The sequence below is a fragment of the Neochlamydia sp. TUME1 genome (assembly GCF_000813645.1).
In the GTDB taxonomy this organism is placed as follows: Bacteria; Chlamydiota; Chlamydiia; order Chlamydiales; family Parachlamydiaceae; genus Neochlamydia.
The window spans coordinates 13,390-36,850 of the sequence record NZ_JRXI01000030.1 but is presented as its reverse complement, the minus strand read 5'-3'; the positions used below and the strand labels follow the sequence as shown (position 1 = coordinate 36,850).

The following is a 23,461-nucleotide window of genomic DNA, read 5'->3' as shown; positions in this document are numbered from 1 at the left end:
TAACGAAGGAAGAATAAAAAATGGTTAACTCACCTTCACAATTTACTTTACATCCTCCTTTAAATCTATCTAGCCGAGAAGGATTTACAAATAAACGTATTCAACCAATCAACTACGATAAGGTGCATTTTTTAAAGCAAAAATTAATTCCTCTTATACTCCCCTTTCATGATATTGAGGGTCGCATCATTCAGCTATGGAAAATGGATGATAAAATGATAGGAGCTGTGTTGGAGAGAGAAGGACAGCTAGTGATTGTACCTGAAAAAAAGATCATTAATTCTTTAAATTCTCAGGAGCCACCGGCTAAGCTTATTGCTCGTTTAACAAGCTGTAGCTTGCGTAAATGGGATATCGCCTATGATGTTAACACCTTAAGCCTCTCTATCTGGCCCCATCTGGAAGCCGCAGGTAGGCATAATTACATTCTAGAAGGAAAAGTAGCTCAAAGCCAGTATGATAAAAAGCCTTGTCAGGAAGTGATTAAAGATTTGAATGAACGCTTAATACGTCTAACTGAAAAGGGAGCTTTGAATCGTTATCACTATACAGCTTATCGAAAAGAAGCACAAGGCATAGTACTATTAAACAGAGAAGGCAAACCTCTCCTAAACCCGAAAAACGGTAAACCCTATGACCATATAAAAGATGTAAGTGATCAGCAGAATGGGGCAAAGAAAATTATAAGAGACATTAGATTACGCTTGCGTTTTGATGATCTTACAGCCGATGAGAGAAAAGAGCTTGAAAGTATTTTAGCTAAAACAAGTAGAATTTTAGATGATTCATACAAATTTACCACTAAAGCAGCCACTCCAGCCCATAAGCAATTCTATCAAACCTTGCAACAAACGCGACTGACAAATTCTTATAACTCTACCCATCCCCATTCTCCTATTCCTGCTAAAGCGGGTGCAGGAGGAGAGATTGGCGGAGTAGCCTGCAGCATGGAATATATTGAAGGCTTATTCGATTCACCAAATGCTTTATTTGAGAACACTCACTTTTTCTGCTTACCTCAACTTCCTCATGGAGAATTTCCTTTTTCAAATGAAGAGCTTCAGCACATTTTGCGAGAGCTAGCTGTAGGGATTTATGTAGATAATGCTATACCTTTTTTCAGCTTGCATTTCAAACAGGGAACAGCTGATCTATTTCCCGTCATTCATCCAGCTTATGAAAATACTCTCGTAGGTCGTGTAATCAGCATGCTAGATTATATGATGAAGGGTTACCTAAATGGAGGCATTTATTCCGAAGAGTTTGTAGATGAATGGTATAAAAATCCAGACTGGAATAAAAAGTCGGCCTCTGCTTTAGAAAAGCTAATAAGCTTTGAGGAATACTGCAAAGCTTATTTAAAAGATGGAGATAAAAATTATTTTGCGGTTAATGGCTTAACTCATTTAATCAAAAGTAAAAGATTATGGGATAAAATCCATGATGCTCTTTTTGTAGATGAGCCATACGAAAAAATTTTTGAAAGCCAAGAAGGATTCAAAAATTCATTTAGAATTATTGCCAAACAAAATAGTTATCGTAAAGAAGAAAACTTATTCTTAATAGATACAGATTTTGAGGTTCGCTATACCATAGAACCTTCTCCAGCCTACAATGAAGCGCTCGCAAAGCATGTGAGAAAATATGGATGTATGCCTGCAGCCTATACCGATTTGGAAAATGCTTATGAACTCATGTCAGAAAGAATTCACAATCATATGGTCAAGATGCCTCTTTGTCGCCATTATTTTTCTATGCTTGGGATCATCAATTTTTTTTCTAGTTATTTTTCCACATTAAAAAAATATGGCAAAGTTCCTATCTTACCATCATGTGAGCAATCTCTTGTGCACGGATGCCCTCCCTTATTTCCTTATCTTCCTATCTCCATACACCATACAGAAAAGCTTGAAGTTAATAAACGTGAAATCATGCGTCAATTTTTGAAAAGCCACGAAGGAAAGCTAAAAGGCTACTTTAAAAGCCTTAGCGAGCTAATGCTACTCCATAGAGAGGAAGAAAATTTAGAGAAAAAGTTTTTTTTAGATCAAAAGACAGCCCTCCTGGATCTCTTACAAGAAATCGTCAAAAAAAATGCTTTTCAACATGCTAATTTGTCGGTTCAAACTTATTTAAATCAAAATGATCTATTCCAACCTACTTATAAACGAGTAGCTTCTCTTTATTTTGAGCAAATTTTGTCGGACTACGTTGAAATTTTAAAAAATTTAAAAATCAATTATTACTCCTTGAAACTTAGTGAGCCAAAGGCTAGAGCGCTTTTATATGCCAAACTTTTTGAGTTGATTTTTGATATAAGTAAAATTAGCAATAACTCTGTTACTCTTAATAAACTTCAATATGAACAAATTCATACTTCACCCCAGGTTAGCAAAGAGATCAAAGAAAAGTCCAAAAGAGTGGTAGGAGGTTGCGGAATGGAGCTAGCCACCGAGCAGATACAAGGTTCTCCCCTGGCCAATACCATTGTCCACGATAACTGGAGCAAATTACACAAATTAATTCCCGAAACATGGACTAAAATAAAAAGCGAAAATTTCCAAGGAGCTGCCTTTAGTTTAATGCATGAAGATGCTCCCCTAGAATGGATTCAAGATTACAGTTGGATGGAATCCTATCTTCTAGTCCCTAAAGGAAACGACTGGAAAGCGGTAGAGCAAAGGCAAAAGCTTGAAAAAGCTATCCAGGCGGACCAAAAAGATGAATTTATGAAATTAATGGCAACAAAGCCGCCTTTGCATAAAATGATCGATAGATATAAAAGAACACTTCTCCATATTGCTGCTTTAGCTAGAAATCCTTTTTATTTAGACACTTTATTGAGTCAAACTCTAGCCTGTGAGTTAAAGGATGTGCACGGCTATTTACCTATCCACTATGCTGCTATGGCAGGAAATGTAAAACACTTAGAGTTATTATTAAAAAAGAATGCAAATTTGATCTCTGCAGCAAGCAATAATGGATCGACTGCTTTAATTGTCGCTATTCAACATCAACAGCTAGAGTTCATACATCATTTATTAAAACGGAAAACTGTCTTAGCTACTCTCTCTGGCGGATATACAGAATTGCATTGCGCCTTACATGAGGGAGACCTTTCAATTATTCACAGGCTATTGGAAAGTAAATCTATCGTCAATTCTTGCATAAACATTTGCTCTGATGAAGGAGGAACTCCCCTGATGATGGCTTGCGAGCATAATTTAGTGGAAGTGGTAAGCATTTTACTTGAAAAAGGAGCCGATCCATCTATTAAGCGCCAAGATGGCGTTACAGCTATAGAAATTGCTATAAGGAATAATTGCCTTCCTATCCTTAAATTACTTTTTCAAGCCACCCAACCCTCTTCTCTTGCCATTGAAGCAGCCGCGCAAGAAGGATCCTCTGAAGTTATAGAGTTTGTAGCACTTAATACTCCTAAATTTAGCCAATATAAAAGCTGCTGTGGCGATACTCCCTTACATATTGCACTCCGTTATGGCAATCTTTCTGCAGCACAGCTCTTAATCAATTTTACAGAAGATTTAAATAGCGTTAATATAGAAAATGAAACACCTTTCAGCATAGCTGCTTCCCTAGGAGCTTGGTCTATTGTCAAAGAACTTTTCAAAAAACATGCCTCCATCTACCCACGGCCCTTGTTAGCAAGCACCTATAACGCCTGCATCAAAAAAATATTTAATTCAATAGATATATCTTCTGAGGAACTAGATAAGTATACGTTAGTAGCCGCGCAGGCAGGAAATTATGAGATTATTTCACTCATTTTCAAACCTATGGGAGCAAATTTAGAAGCCATCGAGGGGCCTAACGGATGGAAGCTGTTACATTATCTTGCAAAGGCTGATGGTATCTTTCTTTTTAGAAGTTTGATTTATAAGGTAAAAGATAGCATGCAACCGTTAGAAAAAGAATATGGTAAAACACTTGCTTATATTGCTGCAGAAAATGGAAGCTTGCGTGTATTGCATTTCCTTATTCAGATAGTAAAGAAAAACAATATTTCTTTAGAGAATCATTATGGAAAAAAACACCTTTTCTATGCAGCTATGAAATCAGGGCAGCAGGCTTGCATTGAACTGCTGTTGAAGAGCTTTACAACCATTGATTTAGTCAACATTCCTCTTGATGATCGTAATTGCTGTGCTTCTCATTTAGCTGCTCGAACAGGTTCACAGGCATTAGTACAGTTATTGGTAGAAAAAGGTGCCAACCTTTCAAAAATAGACGATAAGAACCATTCTCCCTTATTTTATGCTATTCGATCCAATAGCTTAGAATTAGTCACATTCCTACTCAAGCACAAAATCCTTATAAGTGGAGAGGATTTATGTGAAGCTGCACGAAAAGATGATGAAAGAATTTTTGATTTATTAATGCTTACCAAGCCTTCACAAGCTGTTTTAGACGATGCTTTATATGAGGCCATTCTTCATCATTCTAAGAAAGCTTTTTTTCTCTTACGCAAGAATTTTGCCTCCTTTAACTATGCTAACCCCTATGGATGGACTCCTACAATGTTAGCTGCATTCCGAGGAGATAAGGAAATTCTTGAAGCCATCTTACATACAGGCTTTCTAGATAAGAGAACTACTCATTCTGATTATAATGCTTTGCATCTAGCGTGTTCACAGGGAAATCCTCACAGTGTTCAGCTTCTTCTAAATGCGGGATTCCTGAATGAAGGCCACAAATCTGGTAAATCTAATCTAGAGCTTGCTTGCAAGCATCCAGGTGTAGTTGCTATTTTAAACAATAAGACAGCCGAAAGAGATTTAAGGGTTAGTAAATTTTATCAAATGTTGAATAATGATGATGTCAATGGTTTACTAGAAATTTTCCCTCAGTTTGATTCTAAGGAGATAATCTTCTCGCCCGATAACTTTTCTAATTATTGGGGAACTTATCTACATTTTATTCTTCAATTTTTTAAAAAGGATAATGTTCGCTTGCTTATAAGCGAATTATTAAAATATCCCGTTCTTATACATAAAGTAAGTGATAGTAATGGAGATACAGTCGCCCACCTGCTTGCCAAAAACAATCTCTCTCTTTTGAGCATTCCTGCTAGTGAATTAACTGTAAAAAACCATAAAGGAAGCACCCCTCTCCATTTAGCAGCGCAATACTGCAATCTTGTAGAGTTAAAAACACTCATTCAACAGCTTAAAAAGAAAGATTTAAATAGAAAAGATAATGAGGGGCGTACCCCCCTCTTTTATGCTATACGGAACAATACTCCAACTGCTAAAGAAAACATTCGTATACTTGCTGAATTCGGAGCCAATCTTGAACATTATGACTTTGAGCGGATAACACCACTAATTTTTGCATGCAAGCATAATAAATCCCTTGCCGTTAATGCTCTCTTAAAATATGGAGCTCGCCCCAATCAAATAGGAACATTAGAAAAGGTAACGCCTTTATCTATCTCTTTGGCCTTAGAAAGAGAGGAAATTGCTCGCCATCTCCTTCTCAAGGGGGCTAATCCTCATATTATAGATGAAAAGGAAATTAACATTATTACTCTTCCAGGAGCAAAGCGAGTGCTCAAGCTATTGATGGCACGTCAAGAGGCATGTAATAATACCTCTCGCTCAAGCCTAGAACCTGCCCATCTTGCAGCTTATCATGGCCAAACAGATATTTTATCCAACTTAAAACAATTAGGTGTTTCTTTAGATACCCCCGTAGAATTAGAAACATCAGAAAATTTAAATGATTTACCTAATAATGACAGCCTTTTTCAAGGAGCCACTCCCCTTCATTTGGCCATCTTTAATGGCCAAGCAGAAACTGCCAGATGGCTACTAAAACAGCAAGTTCAAGTTCAATCAAAAACTGATCACGGCTTAGATGTTTTATCATTTGCCGCTATGAACAAAGCTGCCAAGCCGCTCTTAGAGATATTCTATAAATATCGTATCTCAAAAAATGTTGAAAGCCTCAATCAAGCTGCTCGAATAGCAATTTCTCAGGATAATATTGAGGCCGTCATTTATCTCTATCAGCATGGTATCACTCCTAATACTTTATTAAAGCCCTATCATACAGGCTTGCATATTGCTTGCATGCAAGGAGCCTTGCAAAGCACAGCATGGCTCTTACAGAATGGTGCGGATCCATGGGCAAATGGTCCTCTAAACAAAAATGCTTTTGAATTAGCGGCAGAAAATAGCTCTTATACACACTTTCGACTGTTGATTGGATTTGCACGGCCGGATTTAGATGAAACTAATCACGAAGGTAAAACATTGATGCATTTAGCCACCGCAGCTAGAAACTTCAACCATATTGTAATTTTAATTTTAAATCATGCCAACTTAGACATCCAAGATGATAACGGATTAACTCCCTTACATAGTGCAGCTCAAAAAGGTCAGGTAGAGATTGTCCGCTTACTGTTAACCTGCGGTGCGAATCAAGAAATTTGCAATGTTGAAGGCAAACGTCCTATAGATTTGATTTCCCAAGAAAACCATATTTTACGTTGTGTCTTCAAAAAATATCAAAAGTTGGATAAAAAAAAGAAGAAAAATGAAACACTTTTACATCGAGCCGTAAGAAGTAATTACCCGCTAGCTATTCCTCTCTTATCTCGTACGCAATATATCAACGAACAAGACAGCGAAGGCAGTTCTGCTTTACATTTAGCTGTAAGAAAAGGACAAACAGAATCTGTGCGCCGCCTTTTGCACTCTCAATCACCTGTTAATATTGATGTGGATATTTGTGATAAACACTACCGTACGCCTTTATGGTATGCCTGTGTGCAAAAACAACATTTTGATATCGCCAAATTACTCATTAAGGCAGGAGCTCATGCATTATATCCAGATATTTCGGCCTTAAATATTATTCAACAGGTAGAGAAAATAAACTTTGAGGGAAAGGAAAAACTTTTAAATTTATTAAATAATGAGGCCAAAAAATTCCTTCATAAAATAGGACCTCTAATATAATTAAAAAAACCCTCCGGCTATTAAAAGAGGGAACTTAAGGACAATTGCCAGGCTTAATTTTAGGCTAATATATAACACGCTGGCCACTTGGAATAAAACAAAAGCAACAAGATAATTGGCTGTTAAAAGACGAGGGATGAAACCAGTAAATTAAGACTATCAGGCTAAAATATGTAAAAGGAAATAGCACTACATAATTTAAGAAAAAACATCCTACTCAACATTACCCTAGCTACCTCTCTTTATGCTTATATAAACATAAAATAATTAATAAGAAAAACAGTTTCTTATAAGAAAAGAAAGGAAAACAGGCGAAGTGAATTTAAATAAAGGCTGAAGAAATTTTCAGATTCTGACCCAGTATAATTCATTGTTTAGATGGTGCTTAAGCGTATATATAGGATAAAAAAATTTAACTCATTATATAAGGAAATAATTTTATGTCTCTTACCGTTTCTTTCTCTTGCACTCGTATCCGTGCAAAATATGACGGAAAAAAGCTTACTTTAGTCAAAAAAATTCAACATTGGACTGGAAAAAAAATCCCGTTTTGATGACTGCCGAAGAAAAGAGAGCCATAAACTTTGAGCATATTATGGCAATCCTTCAAGGAGACTCTCTATTGCCTTCTGCCTTAGCAGGCTTAGATCCAAAAAAATTATCACCAGAAATTTCAATGCTCGACCGAATTTATAGAAATGCTATTAATAATTATATAAAAACGCTCGAATTTGCTACTGCTTTAGATGCAAACAATTTAAAAAAATTAAGAAACCGCCATCAATGGACATGGGTTAAAATAGCAGTCGCAGGAGCAGCTGTTTTAGGCGGCACAGGAGCACTGGGAGGAGCTTTAGCAGGAGGGGGTATAGGAGCAGTTCCCGCCGGAGCAATAACGTTTGCATGCGGGTTGTTAGGAAGTAGCTTTTCTGCACGAAAACTAGTGGACACTTTTGTCTTACGCGAAGGAAGTACACATCGATTAAAGTGGATTCAATCCATAGACCTAGCTGAAAAAAATAGGTTAGAGAACATGCAAGTACATTTAGAACTAAGCGCAGCACGAGTGTTAAAAGAGCTTCAAGAATTGGAGAAAGATGAAGAATGTTCAGTTGATTTATTCAAAACGCTACAGCAGCACTTTTTAGTTAACCAAACATTGTTTCCTCAACAATCTTTTATTATAGAAGGCGTAGATATAGCTATTTTTCTCCAGCAATTAAAAAATAAATTCACTTTTTCCTAAAACTACTTAAAGAGGAATTTATATGTTTGCCATTTTCCAAAATATATCTGATAATTTTAATAATTACCTTTCAAATTTGTGGGTAGAAAAAGAAGATCCTATCGACACTGAGGCAAGGATAGAATGTGAAAGGCTTAGACCCGAAATTGAAGAATTAAAGCAGAAGACTTATCTTCTAGATACCTTCATAAATGAAAGGCCTGAGCTTAAAAATGAATGTTTAAAATATTACCACAAATATAAGCATTTTTTTATTAAAAATATTAGAGGGTGTGGGAGAACTGATTTTGATCTTGGCAATCCTGTGGATCAGTTAAATATTCTTGCAGTAGAAAAGCTTGACCTGGAATATGAGTTAAATCAACGCATAGATTTTCTTACTAGCTTTAAAGAAGTATACGCCCTGTTTGAAAAGCATGTGCTAGAAGCACAAAAAGCTGCAAAAGGCGCAGGAAATACTTTTCCTCTTCTATTAACACAAGTTTTGGAGAATGAGGAGGATTAAATGATAATAACTTTAAGTGCTACTTCATTTTGTATACTTCCTTTCAAAGCATGCCCACAAAAAACTGGGCATGCTTCTCAAGTATTCGCTAGAATTTGTAAAATATGTTCTTATTTAGGCGCCCGCATAAAAAAAATTGCTCTTGAGATTTTCTATTATTTACAAGAATTTTATAAGGATCTTAAGGATGATCTTTCAATTTGGTGGTTTGAAAAAGAAGATCCTATCGATACAGAAGCAAGGTTAGAATGTGAAAAACTTAGGCCCGAAATTGAAGAATTAAAGCGAAAAACTTTACTTCTGGATACCTTTATAAACGAAAGACCAGAGCTTAAAGCTAAATGCTTAGGATATTACCATAAATACAAACATTTTTTTATTAAAAATACTAGGGGGTGTGGGAGAACTGATTTTGATCTTGACAATCCTGTGGATCAGTTAAATATTCTTGCAGTAGAAAAACTTGACCTGGAGTATGAATTAGATCAACGTATAGATTTTATTACAAGCTTTAAAGAAGTTTACGCCTTGTTTGAAAAGTATGTGCTAGAAGCAGAAAAAGCTGCAAAAGGTGCAGGAAATGTTTTTCCTCTTCTATTAACACAAGCTTTGGAAAATAAGGAAGATTGAATGGCAATAACTTCAAGTGTTACTTCATCTTTTATACTTCCTATCAAAACATGCCCACAAAAAACTGCGCATGCTTCTCAACTATTCGCTGATATGCGTAAAAGGTGTTCTTATTTGCTAGCCCGAATAAAAGAAATTGCTCTTGGAATTTTTTATTATTTTCAAGAGTTTTTTAAGGATCTTAAAGACGATCTTTCAATTTGGTGGTTTGAAAAAGAAGATCCTCTCGATACAGAGGCAAGGATAGAATGTGAAAGGCTTAGACCTGAGATTGAAGAATTAAAGCGGAAAACCTTTCTCCTGGATACCTTTATAAACGAAAGGCCGGAGCTAAAAAATAAATGCTTAGAATATTACCATAAATATAAACATTTTTTCATCAAGAATCAAAGAGGTTCTCCAAGAACAAGGCTTGCTATTGATCTTGACCTTAATAATCCTGTGGATCAATTAAATATTCTAGAAGTAGAAAAAATCGATCTTGAGTATGAATTAGATCAACGCATAGATTTCATTACAAGCTTTAAAGAAGTTCACGCCTTGTTTGAAAAGCATGTGCTAGAAGCAGAAAAAGCTGCAAAAGGTGCAGGAAATGTTTTTCCTCTTCTATTAACACAAGCTTTGGAAAATAAGAAAGATTGAATGGCAATAACTTCAAGTGTTACTTCATCTTGTATACTTCCTATCAAAACATGCCCACAAAAAACTGGGCATGCTTCTCAACTATTCGCTGATATGCGTAGAAGGTGTTCTTATTTGCTAGCCCGAATAAAAGAAATTGCTCTTGGAATTTTTTATTATTTTCAAGAATTTTTTAAGGATCTTAAAGACGATCTTTCAATTTGGTGGTTTGAAAAAGAAGATCCTATCGATACTGAGGCAAGGATAGAATGTGAAAAACTCAAACCTAAGATCGAAGAATTAAAGCGGAAAACTTATCTTCTAGATACCTTTATAAATGAAAGACCTGAGCTTAAGAATAAATGCCTAGAATATTACCACAAATATAAACATCTTCTTATCAAGAATATTAGAGGATGTGGGAGAACTGATTTTGATCTTGATAATCCTGTGGATCAGTTAAATATTCTCGCAGTAGAGAAACTTGACCTTGAATTTGAATTAAACCAACGCATAAATTTTATTACAAGGTTTAAAGAAGTTCACGCCCTATTTGAAAAGCATGTGCTAGAAGCAGAAAAAGCTACAAAAGGAGCAGGAAACGTTTTTCCTCTTCTATTAACACAAGCTTTGGAAAATAAGGAAGATTAAATGGCAATAACTTTAAGTGTTACTTCATCTTGTATACTTCCTATCAAAGCATGCTCACAAAAAACTGGGCATGCTTCTCAAGTATTCGCTAGAATTTGTAAAATATGTTCTTATTTAGGCGCCCGCATAAAAAAAATTGCTCTTGAGATTTTTTATTATTTACAAGAATTTTATAAGGATCTTAAGGATGATCTTTCAATTTGGTGGTTTGAAAAAGAAGATCCTATCGATACCGAGGCAAGGATAGAATGTGAAAAGCTTAAACCCAAAATTGAAGAATTAAAGCAGAAAACTTATCTTTTAGATACCTTTATAAATGAAAGGCCTGAGCTTAAAGCTAAATGCTTAGAATATTACCATAAATACAAACATCTTTTTATTAAAAATCAAAGAGGCTCTCCCAGAACGAGGCTTGCTATTGATCTTGATCTTAATGATCCTGTGGACCAATTAAATATTTTAGGGGTAGAAAAACTTGACCTGGAGTATGAATTAGATCAACGCATAGATTTCATTACAAGCTTTAAAGAAGTTTACACCCTATTTGAAAAGTATGTGCTAGAAGCAGAAAAAGCTTCACAAGGCGCAGAAAATACTTTTTCTCTATTACTAACATAAATATTGGAAATTAGAAAGAAATAAAAAAGTTATTACTTTACCTCCCTAAACTCTCTTTTTTTTGCAGAAAAAATTAAGGATTTCTATGTTGCCAGCCGTCAACTTTCCTCATTATGATTTTAATTATTACTTAACCCCTCTCCACCATGAAATCCTTCAAGAATGCAACTCTCCATTAAAAAGACATATAAAATATAATTTATTAAGCTCTACTTTAAAAGTGGATATTAAAATAGCAAAGCTTTCTTTAGACATTCTTAACCAATCCAGTAAAAGCTGCCGAGAGATTACAGAAAAAATTTTATATGTAATTATAACTGAGGGTAAAAATAATATAAGGGAGATATTGAAAAAGCTTACTAAGATTTTTGCAATGAAGGGGGAGCAAGCTCTGGGCACATGTGTGGACATGCAGGAGAATTTTAGCTTGCCTGTAATTTTAGAAGCTATTGAGGCTTTTTACCAAATTACCTTATTAACCACTGCGCCTTTGTCCTCGATCTCTCACTTTCCTCCTTATGAGGTAGCAATAAGAAAGCTTGGATTAAAATTGAAAAACCAGCGTAACAATCTGGAAAAGATAAATTCAATAGCCCCATTTAAAAAGCAAGAGCACCCTCCACAGGCTCCCTTGCTTAAAACAGTTCCAGCAAATCTATTAAATGCTTTAGAAAAAAGCTTTTCCCTCCCTCATTTAATCCAAACAGCTATTAGCTATCTAGACTTTTCTTTAGAAAAAAATCAAGTAGAGATAGAAACCTACAAATCCTTTTTTTCTAAGGTAAAAAAGGATTCCAAGCTTAATGAGAGCTCTAAAGTTGCTCTCATTAAAATTACTATCCTTGCATCCCGCAGGAAAGATTCTTGGGGAGAAAAAGAGCTTTGCCTAGCAGAGCTAGAAGAGATACTTGCAGAAGCCCAACATATTTATAAAAAATGGGGAGAAGAAACGCTGCAGATTTTTTACGAGGCTACGCTTGTACACTTTTCCATTAGGCTAGAGCATATTATACATATTCTCAAGCTTATGCATATTTTGGCGGAAGATCTACAGACAGCCGAACATGCTTTTGAATTATTAGATTGTTACTCCAACTGCCAGCTAAGCCCTGATCAGTTCTTAGAAAAGCTAGAGCAGCTTGCACCTACTACCCATACGAATGCATCTATTCTAGAAAAAGATATAAAAAATGTGCTTGAAAGATTTAAAAAAGATGATGGCCATGTTCACTTCTGCCTTCCTGACGTGCATTTAAAAACTATTACTAAGCAGTTCTCCTTAATACAAGGTTTGTGCCACAAGTGGAAACATTTGCAGTTGGAAGAATTAATTAGTTTGGCACATAAAATCCGTCTTCACCTTCAGCCAAACTATAGCGATATTTTAAAGATTATGGCTATCGGTCACTTAGCTTTAAAGATAAAATTTCAAATAGAGCTTCATAGCATTCAAACCCTGACCGTACTAGGTTTATTAGCGCATGAGACAAGTTGCATAGCTCAAGTCAAGACAGGCGAAGGTAAGTCCTTGATTGTGACCTTGCTTGCTTTTGTATTAGCTATGCAGAATAAAAGCGTTCACGTTATCTCTTCTTCAAAAAACCTAGCCATGCGTGACCAGCTACAAGCAGCCAAATTTTTTAACATTTTTGCAATTAGTTCCTCGCATATCTGCAAAAATGAGCCAGAAGCTAATTCCTTCAAAGCAAATATACTATATGGAACTGCCACTGATTTTGAGTTTGCTGTGATGCGCGAAATGCTTTATTTTAAGCCAATCTTTCCTCAACATTCCGAACCTAACCTTTTTAAACGTTTTAATTATGCAATCATTGATGAACTAGATAATTTAACGATCGATACAGCAGCTAATAGTGCACGATTAGGACATGCTGCTGAAATACATTTTAGTTGGGTATACAAGCCCATATTTGCATTTGTAAAAGCAAACTATACTAAAGGTCTTTTTAAGGATGAATCCCTCCAACAACTTAAAGAATTTTTAAAAGAATATTCAAATGGAAAATTTAGTTCTCAAGTTCATCAATTAGCCAATAGGCAATTAAAAAATTGGCTCAAATCCGCTTTTAAAGCCCTTTTCGTTTTGCAGGAAAATATAGATTATGTGGTTGATGCTAAAAGCGGCGAAGATAAAAAAAAGATTTTAATCGTCGATGCAGTTAATACAGGGCGCATACACAAGCATTCTCGTTGGAGCCATGGCCTACATGAATTTGTGGAAATTAAACATTCTATTTCCCCGGCAAAGGAAACCATAACTCCTATTTCTTTATCCCACCCTGCATTTTACGAAATGTATAATTGCTTGTATGGGCTTACTGGCACGCTTGGATCACAAATAGAAAGAGAAACATTAAGAAAAATTTATCAGGTAGAAACCTTTGATGTTCCTACACAAAAGCCAGTGCTAAGGAAAGATTTTCCTCTAGTTGCTGTAAATACCAACGAACTTCATCTGCAAACCATTATTGAGAAAATTCAACAATTTAAACAAACAAAACGCCCTCTTTTAGTCTTATGCCCTACTATTCATGCCTCCGAAGTGCTTGGAGAAATGTTAGCCAAAAATAACATTTCCCATCGGATGCTTAATGAAATACAAGCTGAAAAAGAAGAGGATATTTTAGCCGTGGCTGGCCTACCAGGCGCCCTTACCATTGCTACTAATAATGCAGGCAGAGGCACGGATATTAGACTAGATCCCGAAAGCCTCGAGAGAGGAGGCCTGCATGTGATATTAACATTTTACCCTAACTCTGACCGAGTGGAATATCAAGCACGTGGAAGAGCAGGCCGTCAAGGACAAAAGGGGTCTTCAGAAATCATCATTTCTTTGGAAAATCTACCGCATTTGCTGAAGTGTATGCAGGAAATAGAAGTCCAACGGGATGAATTTATTGAGCATTGCCTTCACTATCAACGAATGAGAGAAGCAAATTTTCTAAAGCATCAGCAAATCTTTCAAGCTGAGATTGAACGCTATTGCTATACCTTAGTACAAGAATTTTTTACTTTTCTCCACTCATTTAATGCTCTTTGTAATAATGAACAGATTTTAGAAAAATGGACTGATACTCTAAAAAATCAAAAAATAAGTAAAAATCATTCCCCCGATATTCATACGTTAAGCCCTACCGAGCAGCTGATAGTAAAAGATATATTAAAACTGCTTCAAGTAGGTCAAGCAGAACAAGGACAGTGGAAGAACCTTCTTAAACATATAGGGGCCCATCTCCAAGCTCAAATCCTTCATACATGGTCAGTAAAAGTTTATAAAAAGTTTTCAGAGATGTCGGGTCAATTAAAGATCCAAGAGATGATTAGGGCTCAAGAGGAAGTGGATTGGCTTATAAAGATAGAAAAAGAAGATAAAAACGAAGAAGCTTTCAATGCTCTTAATAATCAGATTTTCCGCATTAGGAATCACAAACTTGCTTTGTTAAAAGAGGAAATTAAAGAGTTGTTTGAACATCATATGGCTTTATGGAAAAAATATCAGGATTCTTCAGGTTCGTTTTTTATCGAATACATTCGCGAAATGGCCAAAGTTAGTTTAAAAAATATAGCCCCTTGAAAAGTAATTTAATAAGTGTCTGTTCAATTCTACTGAATAAAAAAAGTAATAAAGCAACTGGGGGTAAAGGTGTTCTGGAGGCATCCTATACGGCCCGAAGTTCTCATATTCTTGATTAAAAAACCAACTCGATTAACGGGCAATTAAGCTGGGGCCAGCGAACCTGCCATTACTTGTTAAAATTTTTACAAGAGATAAAAAAATTTGTTAAGTTGCTAATAATAAAATAAAAATGATATCGTGAAATAAAAAACTTCCTATAAAAGGAGCACTTTATGGGTATAATAGCTAACAGTCTTCATTTTTCTGGACCTCATGGCTATCATGGTGACGAGAGACATATAATAAAAGCAGGGGAAAAAGCACCTTCCTCTACTATTAATAATGAAGCTTCAAAATGGTGCAAACTTATTTTCGAAAACGGAGATCGAGAAGCAAGAAAATTGGTAAAGGCTCATTACTCTAATCCCGAGGAAGCTCTAAAAGATCTAGAAAAGATTAAGGCGTTAAAAATTTGTGGTAAGGATTTGGAAGCTATACCAGAAGGGTTATCTTTACTTAAAAATTTGACCATCTTAGACTTATGTTCTAACAAGTTAAAAACTTTTCCAGAAGGAGAAGAAATTAAAAAACTTACCAAGCTCCGCAGCCTAATTTTAAATGGAAACCCTATCGAAAGTCTACCAGACTATGTTATTAATCAAGAGATGAATAATCTTAGAAGTATTTCTCTTTATAGGACAAAAATTAAAGAAATTCCCTATAGTTGCAAAAATATTATCGCAAGTTATCCTGCTACCGTGACATTTACTTGACCAAGTAAGCCCTTAATTAAGCATGAAAAAATAATTAAGGGCTATAAATTATATTAAGAAATCTTTAGCTTTTTTGAGGTAGAGTAGAAACGTTTTTATTTGGCTGCTAAAAATTAGTAGGCAGCTCTCTTGGTCCCCACCTGTTAATTTTCTATATTTTGAAAGCCGTTCTTTCATTCCCCCTCTCCTTGGCTTTCAGATTGCCGCTTATACAAAAAAATTTCTTTTATGCTGGTTTGCTATAATTCAACCCTAATGTTCTTTTCTTAGGCTTTATCTTTAAAGCAACCTTGCCTATACCTTTCTAATAGGCTTAACAGATTGATCCAGTCAAGGTTTGGCCGTTTTACTATCTTATCCCTTATAGACTATAGATTACCTTAGCAAAAATCTTTTAAATAATGGCCTTTAAGCTTACATGAACTTTAATCCATTTCCTTAACCTTGGATGGCTCATAAAATTTTACATTATCTTGGCAGTACGCCTTTAGTAACCTGAGTTTCGACTTTTTTAGGCGATAATGAAAAAGCATGCTCCTTTGCTATTAAGCTTTTGTGCGGTTTTCTCGCCAAAAAAACGGGTCTCTTGATTACCACCTAAGAAACTCGGAACTCAGGTTTACAATGATTTACGCTTAAAAAAGTTATAGCAATTTACGAAAAAAAACACTTTTAGAAAAGCCTATCTAAGTCCAAACCACTCTTTAAATCATATCCGGACTAGGTAATTATCTTTTCTGCCCTCTTCAACACAACTTCTAAGTGCATTTTCAGCTTTTAGCTCCGCATTCTCTGCAAATAGTTGTGCAGATGAAGGTTGCCTACCAATTCAATAGATGATTAAACGAATATAAACACTAGAAAGTATTTTACCTGCCAGAAAATAACTGATAACACTTGAGGCCGCTTACTTTTATAGTCATTTTTGACATTACTCTTAAAATAAATATTTAATTATTTATATATGGCTAAACTAAGAAAGCTTTATTTGCAAAAATAATGAAGAATTGTTAGTATATTGCTGTTTTTTTTACTAAAAATTAATTACTCGAGATGTCATGCATTTTTATCCTTCTCAGCCGATTGCCGCCGTTACCCAAGTCTTTCCTTTACAGCTAAGTAAATTATACCAGGAGCTACAAAAAGAGAGTACTTCCTTAGAAATGATAGAAGGTATCATAACCCCTCTCTTACAAGAAATTAATAAAGATAAAAAATCTCAGAAAATTTTTAGGAAAGTTTTTAATCTATCCATTTCGGAAAGGCAAAGCCAGCAAGAGCTTGAGGTACACAGCATAGCAACCCTATTATTAAACCAGAGAAAAAATTTAGATCTGTCCTATTTTGACGAACTAAAAAGCAGGCTGGCTGAACACGCAATGCGGATAAGCAGACAAATCATTCCTCTATCAGATAATTCCCCAAAGCATATTCCTTCTGCTTTAAAAAAAGTTCCTTTAGTACTGCTTCGTGCTCTTACACGAGAAAGTTGGAAAGAGCTAAACAAACTATTAATTGAAACAGATAACTTAGTGAAATCGAAAAAGCTTAATGATGATCGTCAAAATGCTCATCTCGATGAAATTATTCATAACCTCCATGTAAGGTATCTTCATTTTTTAGCTAAAGGAGCAAAAATTCCCATTTTTGATCAACACAAGGGTGTGATTACACCTTATCATCTTCCTCTCATAGAATATATTAACGATAACTACCCACTTTACTATCGGGGAGATGGGGGAGTGGCCGTACAGCTGTTTTTAGCAGAGATAGAAAAACACTTTCCTCAAGAAGAAGTTAGCGAGTATGAATTTAGGGTTATAAAAAATGATGAATATCCTTTTTTCATAAAGCCTTTATGTCGTAGCTGCAACGTTATTTATTTAGATGAGGACGAACAAGTAAAAGAAGAAGAGCCCGACACAGATCAGGAAGAAAATTATTTTTTAGATATAACATCTTCTCTGGCTTCTCACAACCCTTATGAATTTTCTCTTAGCGGTTACTTGGAGCTTGTGAATAAAACATTTGAAAGCATGGAAGAAAAACCTCTAGTAAAGGAATTTATGATAGGAGGCGTCATAAAAGTGGGGGGTCAAGACCTTTTTGTAAGTAAACGAGCATTTAAGATAATTGAAGCATTTGCAAACTTTCAATACACGTTAGGATATATTCCTGAAATGCTTCAAATGAAACATCATTTGCTTAAAAGTGGCTTTTCGTTAGCTGATTTGAAAAATCAATACTTTCCTTTTCCCTCTATTTTACCTTCCTCACCTTCTAATTACTCTTCTAGATTGGAGGATATACAGGAAAAATATGCTAGAATAAATGAAGCGCTAGAAGCAGATGTTGCAATCTCTTTAGAAATTTCTAGTTGTTACCTTCCTATTCTTAATAAGTTGATAAGATTCATGCATGAACATTTTCATGAGTTAAGCAAATGGAAAAAAAATCCTGTGTTTTTGGCTTGCTATGCTCAAGCCCTAGATAAAATCTTTAAAAAATTGAAAAAAATTTATAGCTTATCACATAAAGAGGGAGCTTTATTTTCCCTACCTCCCCAGCAGAAATTTCAAGAAGTTCAGCAGGAATTTAGCTTAATTTTTGAGAAAATAGAATATCTGATGGTCTTAATGGATATAAAACTAGATATCTATGAAGCCTTGGAAGAGATGAAACTGTTTACTACTGATCGTTATGCATATACTTCAGGCATGCGTTGTTTTATAGCTATCACAGAAGCTATCCTTTCCCTATTTAAGTCTTCATTTAAGTCTTCTGATAAGAAAGAAGCCATTTTTATAGAAGGATGTTACTATGAATTAAGAGAAGAAGAAAGAGGGTTTGATAAATTTATTAAAAAAAATTTTAATTCATCTTCTATGCGCTTGCAAGACGCTTTGGATTCTCCAGATAAGCTCTGCCAAGCAAACGTCATTTATTCTGATTTGTACCCTAATGATATCACTCTTGATGAAGTCAAAAAAATTGAAGTAGTAAATTTAATTAATAGTGCTTTAACAAATCGTTCTTCCGAAAACAAATCTCCTTTGATTTTTGTGTTAGACACTGCTACAAGCCTTTTTTTTGATGAAGAAATAGCAGAAATTAATCAGGCTGTTAAAGAATGGGTGGAGAATAAAAAACTTATTTTTGTCGTAACAAGTAGTTTAGCAAAATTCACTCAGGCTGGCCTGGATAAATATACTGGAGGGGTCGTTTTAGTCTCAGCTCATCCTGATTATAGCCATTTTACTAAAGAATTAATAATACACCAAGATAGAGATGTTTTTTCTATAGAAACTCAGCGTTTTCACTCTCTTATGCTTACAAGATGCCCCGAAGAAATTGAGAATTATGTCAAAAAGATTAAAAAAAACACAGATTATGTTTATGAACGCCTTAAAGAAAAACTAGGAGAAAATAGTTTTATCCACTTAGGAAAAAAAGATCCTAATATTCCCATGATAGGTCTTCATTTTGATTCTATCTTGAAAAAAATGGAGATTGATAAAGTGCACTTGCCAGTGCTAATCTATATTATGCAACATTATATTTATTCAAAAACTACTCAAGTTGATTTACCTCTTTGTGTACGAGGCAGTTTTGGATTTCCCCATGCCGCTTGTATCGAATGTGAAACTGCTTTGCGATTAACAATAGGAATAGAAGATCAAATTCTTTTGGAACAATATGTAGAAATTATTTGCGCACTTCAAGAAGAGATCACCTTAATGATGAATTCAGAGGAAGCAAAAAAACTTCTTAGCAGCATAATTTCTCCTAAACACACTGATTCTTTAGCTAAATCGCCAATCATAAGCATGCCTGAAAAAGATAACATTTCAGCTTATGGTGAAGAAGAGGAAGAAGAGGATACTGCTCAATATGATAGCGAAGAGGAAGAGAACGATATTATAAGCTATAATGACACCATAAGAACTTGTATTGAGGATAACTCTATCGAATTAGTAGAAGAAGGTTTTAAAGGGTTTCAAGCATTCTTAAAGAAACTAGCATCTTTATCGAAAGTTTGAGTTAGAAATTGAATTTTCTCTCTATATACTTGTTAGGCATTGCCATATAAATTGTATGTTATTCAAAGATTAAGATTTCTTTAATAGGCAAATGGTTGACTGTTTTTACTACCTATGTTAATTTTTTACTATCCTAAACCCTTTGATTAACAAGAGGTATACCATGCAAAAATGGATGTTATTTTTAAGTTTAGCATTTTTTCAGCTGTTTGCTCATCTAGCTATTTATGGGGAATCTTATCAGCCTAAACATCCAGTAGTAGTCTTTGAAACTACTCAAGGCAATTTTGAAGTGACACTCTTTCCTGACCTTGCGCCTAAAGCCGTGGAAAACTTTTTAACTCATGCTAAAGAAAATTATTATAACGGGACTTCTTTTCACCGAGTAATTAAGGGTTTTATGATTCAAGGAGGTGATCCAGAAGGTAACGGTACAGGTGGCCAATCCATCTGGGGCAAGCCTTTTGCCGATGAATTTCATCCAGACCGCCATTTTGATCATCCTGGTATCTTAGCCATGGCTAATAGAGGTCCTCATACCAATGGAAGTCAATTTTTTATTACCACCGCTAAAACCCCATGGTTGGATCAAAAGCACACCATTTTTGGGGAAGTCACTAAAGGTTATGAGATCGTCCAAAAAATAGAGGGAGCACAGACTGATGCACAAAACCGTCCTCTAGTAGCGCAAAAAATTATTAAAATTTCCCTTAAAAGGTAATATTTGATTGAGAGGATATAGATATATTGTTATTTGTATCCTCTCGTTAGTATGCTTTATGAACTGTTGAATTAATCTTCGTGATAGCCTCTTTTTTCTATCTTTAAAGGTCTGCTTCTCCCTTCACTCTTTTTTAAGTCTTTTGATCTTTTACAATCTGTCTTCTCTACAGGATAGAGAGGGGATAGACTTAATAAATAACTTCGGAAGTTTAAGTAAACACTTAAATAATTCAAATTTAATTATAAAGTTAGGGTCATACCTTTTTGAGCTACTTCTTATGCAGCCCCGTACTTTATAAAATCCCTTGTGTTAAGTAAAAAGACAGCTTTTAGAGGAATGGATATGTCGACGGAGTTTTTTTAAAACATACAATTTCCTAATAGGAGGAAGATGAGAAGATCCAATCCATAAGCGTTTTATCCATCCAATGGCAACCATGTTCCTTGCCTGCCCAGCCGAGAAACCCCATGTGCCCACCATACGTAGTCATATACACATTTACATTCGAAGGAATATGATTGTAGTCTATCCTGTAGCAATCAATAAATGGATCGTCTTCTGCAAATAAAATATGAGTAGAGATCGCAATAGAATGAATAAATTTAATCGAGCTACAGTGTTGATAATAATCGATAGCGTCCTTAAATCCCCATAAAGGGGCGGTCACTTTATCATCAAACTCATACATCGATTGAATAGAAAGATCTTTTAGCCATTTTTGGCTCTGCTTTAACACACGAGCTAAATAGTACTTATGGTAAATCCAGTAGGCTTCTTTTTCGATATATTGAACAGCATGATGTAAATCTACAGGAGGGCATACCGCTATGAGATGATCCATGTATTGAACCGCCTCTTCTCCTAGCTCACCTGCTAATTTAAGAACTATATTTCCACCAAGAGAAAAGCCTACTAAGACAAGCGAAGAGGTAGGAAAATGAATTTTAAGCCATTTCAAAACACTTAAGATATCTTGGCTTGTGCCTCCATGATAAGGACGTTTGGCTTTACTTACTCCCCCACTCCGAAGATTAACACGCACCGCACAGTGGCCGGCTTGATAGATCTTTCGCGATAACCGCAAAAGATAGCCTGATTGATGGCTTCCTCCCAGGCCATGAACCATCACTACAATTTTGGTAGGAGGTTTTCCTGGATAAGGGTTAGAAAGATAGCAGGACAATTGATCACCATCCTCTAATGAAACTAGAATTTCATAGGAAGGCGGTGCTTTACCATTGACTAGAAAGGTCGGTAAAGTGGTTTGGACATGAGGAGAGCTCAATCCAAAAAGAGGCTGAAAATTTAATTTGTTGAGCAAGGGATGCCTTTATAAGGTTTGCCTCTAATTATCACAAAAAAGGCCTGATCCCTGCAACTTTTAAAGTTAATTTTTCAAGCTTTGGTTTTGAGACCCCTGAGTGCCATTATTTTCTTAATCATGAGCTGCAGGCAATTTGATCGTTAGCCTTTATAATGGATAGAAGAGAGCTTAGCTAAATGTGCTAGCCCCTTAAAGTTTCTTACTTCATGCGTGGTAAATAAGCTAAGCCTCTACTGGCTTTATAAGAAGAGACTTTTCTCTTTTCATCCCTCTCTTTACCCTGAAGAATATGATACGCCTATCTTCTTTTTCACCGGCTTGTACTTTTTATCGACAGTTTTTAAAAGATCTTAACAAAAACGCAGTAACTTAATGCGATTATCTATTTTGATTCTTTAAGTTTTTGCTTAACGTGTGGTTATAAAAACTTTTCCCGTTTTATCTACTAATACAGAATTTTCAGCTTGTGCTACTATGCCTTGCCCTTCTTCTACTAAGGGAGCATAACCTACAATTACCCCTGCTTTAAGTAGCTCTGCCATATGACGCCTAATTTCAGGAAGTTCAAGCTCTGCTTCGATAAGATCATGCATACAAAAAGGAAGGCCACTAAAACTTTTAATTTTTGCAATCAAAGACCGAGGAACCGATAACGGAATAGGCCGGGCACGCACAAAAGAAAAGATTGTAGGGCTCCCCGCTTCATAAATAAGACCTTTTCCATCGGTAGCAAAAGGTTCAATGGCAAAGGTCATGCCAGGCTTTACGATAGCTGTAGAATTGTCGCAATAGTTAGGAATTAAGGGAGCCATATGTACCTTATAAATTCCTAACCCATGACCTGCAAGGTTTTTTACAGGCTTAAATCCATACGAGGAAATTTTTTCTTCAATAATTCTACCAATTTCTTTAATAGGTAGACCCACCTGGATAGATTGCTCAGCACTTAATAAAGCATTTTCAACAGCATCAATTAGAGCTTGATATTTGCCCGATAGGTCTACTGTGACCGCACAATCACCAATAGCGCCCTGATAACATATTCCTACATCCAATTTGATCACTTCTTGGGAAAAAATAATATCTTCATCGGGTTGAGGTAAAAAATGCGCAGCCACATTATCTAAAGCTATTTGAGGAGGAAAAGCAGGAATTGCTCCCAATGAAAATATCTTCTCCTTAATTTTAGTAATAACCTCATTATATGAAGCTCCAGCTTTAATTAATGCTTTACCAAAAGCACGTACTTGATGAGCCATCCTTCCAGCTTGAATAAAATCTTGCTTATATTTTTCATTCATTCTTCACTTCCTTATTTTGCGAAAGTATTCTATTCAATCTAGCGCATTAAATCTACTTTAACCTTTATTCTCTTAAGAGCTAACTTGTTAAAGCTGCATAAGCTAATTCTTTTGTAAGTTTAAGGTAGAAGAAATCCAATCATTTAAATAAGCTAAGCACATTCTTCACTAGCAGGCTTTTAACAAGGTCCTAAACTTTTTAAAAATTTATTATTCATGCATTACACCACTGTACAATTCTTGCTTTTACTTTTTTTCTTAGGATTTTTATCTTTAACCTTTCTTTTAGGTGTCTATATTATTAAGCAATGGGGCAGCCCCATCCCTCGCTTATGCCATGAATTCGACAAAAAAATATGGATGACTTTAGGATTAGGAATCATTTTTTTTGGCTTTTATTTTATTTTT

At 35.4% G+C, this 23,461-nt stretch carries 13 protein-coding genes; 11 read left to right on the top strand and 2 right to left on the bottom strand.

The features are described from left to right. Positions 1-20: 20 nt before the first annotated feature. From DB41_RS01390 to DB41_RS01340, 11 genes are all read left to right on the top strand, one after another. Positions 21-6,983, top strand: coding sequence for an ankyrin repeat domain-containing protein (locus tag DB41_RS01390; protein ID WP_039383521.1), 6,963 nt, complete (start codon positions 21-23; stop codon positions 6,981-6,983). A gap of 595 nt (positions 6,984-7,578) precedes the next feature. Further along, positions 7,579-8,229 (top strand): hypothetical protein, encoded by a 651-nt coding sequence (locus DB41_RS01385; protein ID WP_155117532.1) that lies wholly within the window; start codon positions 7,579-7,581, stop codon positions 8,227-8,229. Between the two features lie 22 nt (positions 8,230-8,251). Continuing rightward, the gene (locus DB41_RS01380; protein ID WP_039383518.1) at positions 8,252-8,734 is read left to right on the top strand and encodes a hypothetical protein; all 483 of its coding nucleotides are present in this window, start codon (positions 8,252-8,254) and stop codon (positions 8,732-8,734) included. Then, positions 8,735-9,364, top strand: a complete 630-nt coding sequence (locus DB41_RS01375) for a hypothetical protein (protein WP_039383516.1) — start codon at positions 8,735-8,737, stop codon at positions 9,362-9,364. It abuts the gene before it with no gap. Next, positions 9,365-10,006 carry a hypothetical protein gene (locus DB41_RS01370; RefSeq protein ID WP_039383514.1) on the top strand — a complete coding sequence of 214 codons (642 nt, stop codon included), beginning with the start codon at positions 9,365-9,367 and terminating at the stop codon, positions 10,004-10,006. Then, positions 10,007-10,636 (top strand): hypothetical protein, encoded by a 630-nt coding sequence (locus DB41_RS01365; protein WP_039383513.1) that lies wholly within the window; start codon positions 10,007-10,009, stop codon positions 10,634-10,636. Further along, positions 10,637-11,254 (top strand): hypothetical protein, encoded by a 618-nt coding sequence (locus DB41_RS01360; RefSeq protein WP_039383511.1) that lies wholly within the window; start codon positions 10,637-10,639, stop codon positions 11,252-11,254. It abuts the gene before it with no gap. A gap of 85 nt (positions 11,255-11,339) precedes the next feature. Then, positions 11,340-14,849 carry a DEAD/DEAH box helicase gene (locus DB41_RS01355; RefSeq protein ID WP_039383510.1) on the top strand — a complete coding sequence of 1,170 codons (3,510 nt, stop codon included), beginning with the start codon at positions 11,340-11,342 and terminating at the stop codon, positions 14,847-14,849. A 275-nt stretch (positions 14,850-15,124) separates the two neighbouring features. Continuing rightward, positions 15,125-15,664, top strand: a complete 540-nt coding sequence (locus DB41_RS10495) for a leucine-rich repeat domain-containing protein (protein WP_052243778.1) — start codon at positions 15,125-15,127, stop codon at positions 15,662-15,664. A gap of 1,058 nt (positions 15,665-16,722) precedes the next feature. After that, entirely contained in the window at positions 16,723-19,704 is a 2,982-nt protein-coding gene (locus DB41_RS01345; RefSeq protein ID WP_039383508.1) for a hypothetical protein, read from the top strand. A gap of 163 nt (positions 19,705-19,867) precedes the next feature. Then, on the top strand, positions 19,868-20,425 hold the full coding sequence (locus tag DB41_RS01340) for a peptidylprolyl isomerase (protein WP_155117531.1): 558 nt from the start codon (positions 19,868-19,870) through the stop codon (positions 20,423-20,425). Between the two features lie 379 nt (positions 20,426-20,804). Here the strand turns inward: DB41_RS01340 and DB41_RS01335 are convergent, their stop codons facing one another. Continuing rightward, positions 20,805-21,749, bottom strand: a complete 945-nt coding sequence (locus DB41_RS01335) for a YheT family hydrolase (RefSeq protein ID WP_039383507.1) — start codon at positions 21,747-21,749, stop codon at positions 20,805-20,807. Between the two features lie 410 nt (positions 21,750-22,159). Further along, positions 22,160-23,053 (bottom strand): type II methionyl aminopeptidase, encoded by an 894-nt coding sequence (gene map, locus DB41_RS01330; RefSeq protein ID WP_039383505.1) that lies wholly within the window; start codon positions 23,051-23,053, stop codon positions 22,160-22,162. Positions 23,054-23,461: the final 408 nt, after the last annotated feature.

Coding starts and splice junctions, on each gene's coding strand:
- DB41_RS01390 (WP_039383521.1), top strand. CDS start 21: ATGGTTAACTCACCTTCACAATTTACTTTACATCCTCCTTTAAATCTA.
- DB41_RS01385 (WP_155117532.1), top strand. CDS start 7,579: ATGGCAATCCTTCAAGGAGACTCTCTATTGCCTTCTGCCTTAGCAGGC.
- DB41_RS01380 (WP_039383518.1), top strand. CDS start 8,252: ATGTTTGCCATTTTCCAAAATATATCTGATAATTTTAATAATTACCTT.
- DB41_RS01375 (WP_039383516.1), top strand. CDS start 8,735: ATGATAATAACTTTAAGTGCTACTTCATTTTGTATACTTCCTTTCAAA.
- DB41_RS01370 (WP_039383514.1), top strand. CDS start 9,365: ATGGCAATAACTTCAAGTGTTACTTCATCTTTTATACTTCCTATCAAA.
- DB41_RS01365 (WP_039383513.1), top strand. CDS start 10,007: ATGGCAATAACTTCAAGTGTTACTTCATCTTGTATACTTCCTATCAAA.
- DB41_RS01360 (WP_039383511.1), top strand. CDS start 10,637: ATGGCAATAACTTTAAGTGTTACTTCATCTTGTATACTTCCTATCAAA.
- DB41_RS01355 (WP_039383510.1), top strand. CDS start 11,340: ATGTTGCCAGCCGTCAACTTTCCTCATTATGATTTTAATTATTACTTA.
- DB41_RS10495 (WP_052243778.1), top strand. CDS start 15,125: ATGGGTATAATAGCTAACAGTCTTCATTTTTCTGGACCTCATGGCTAT.
- DB41_RS01345 (WP_039383508.1), top strand. CDS start 16,723: ATGCATTTTTATCCTTCTCAGCCGATTGCCGCCGTTACCCAAGTCTTT.
- DB41_RS01340 (WP_155117531.1), top strand. CDS start 19,868: ATGCAAAAATGGATGTTATTTTTAAGTTTAGCATTTTTTCAGCTGTTT.
- map (WP_039383505.1), bottom strand. CDS start 23,053: ATGAATGAAAAATATAAGCAAGATTTTATTCAAGCTGGAAGGATGGCT.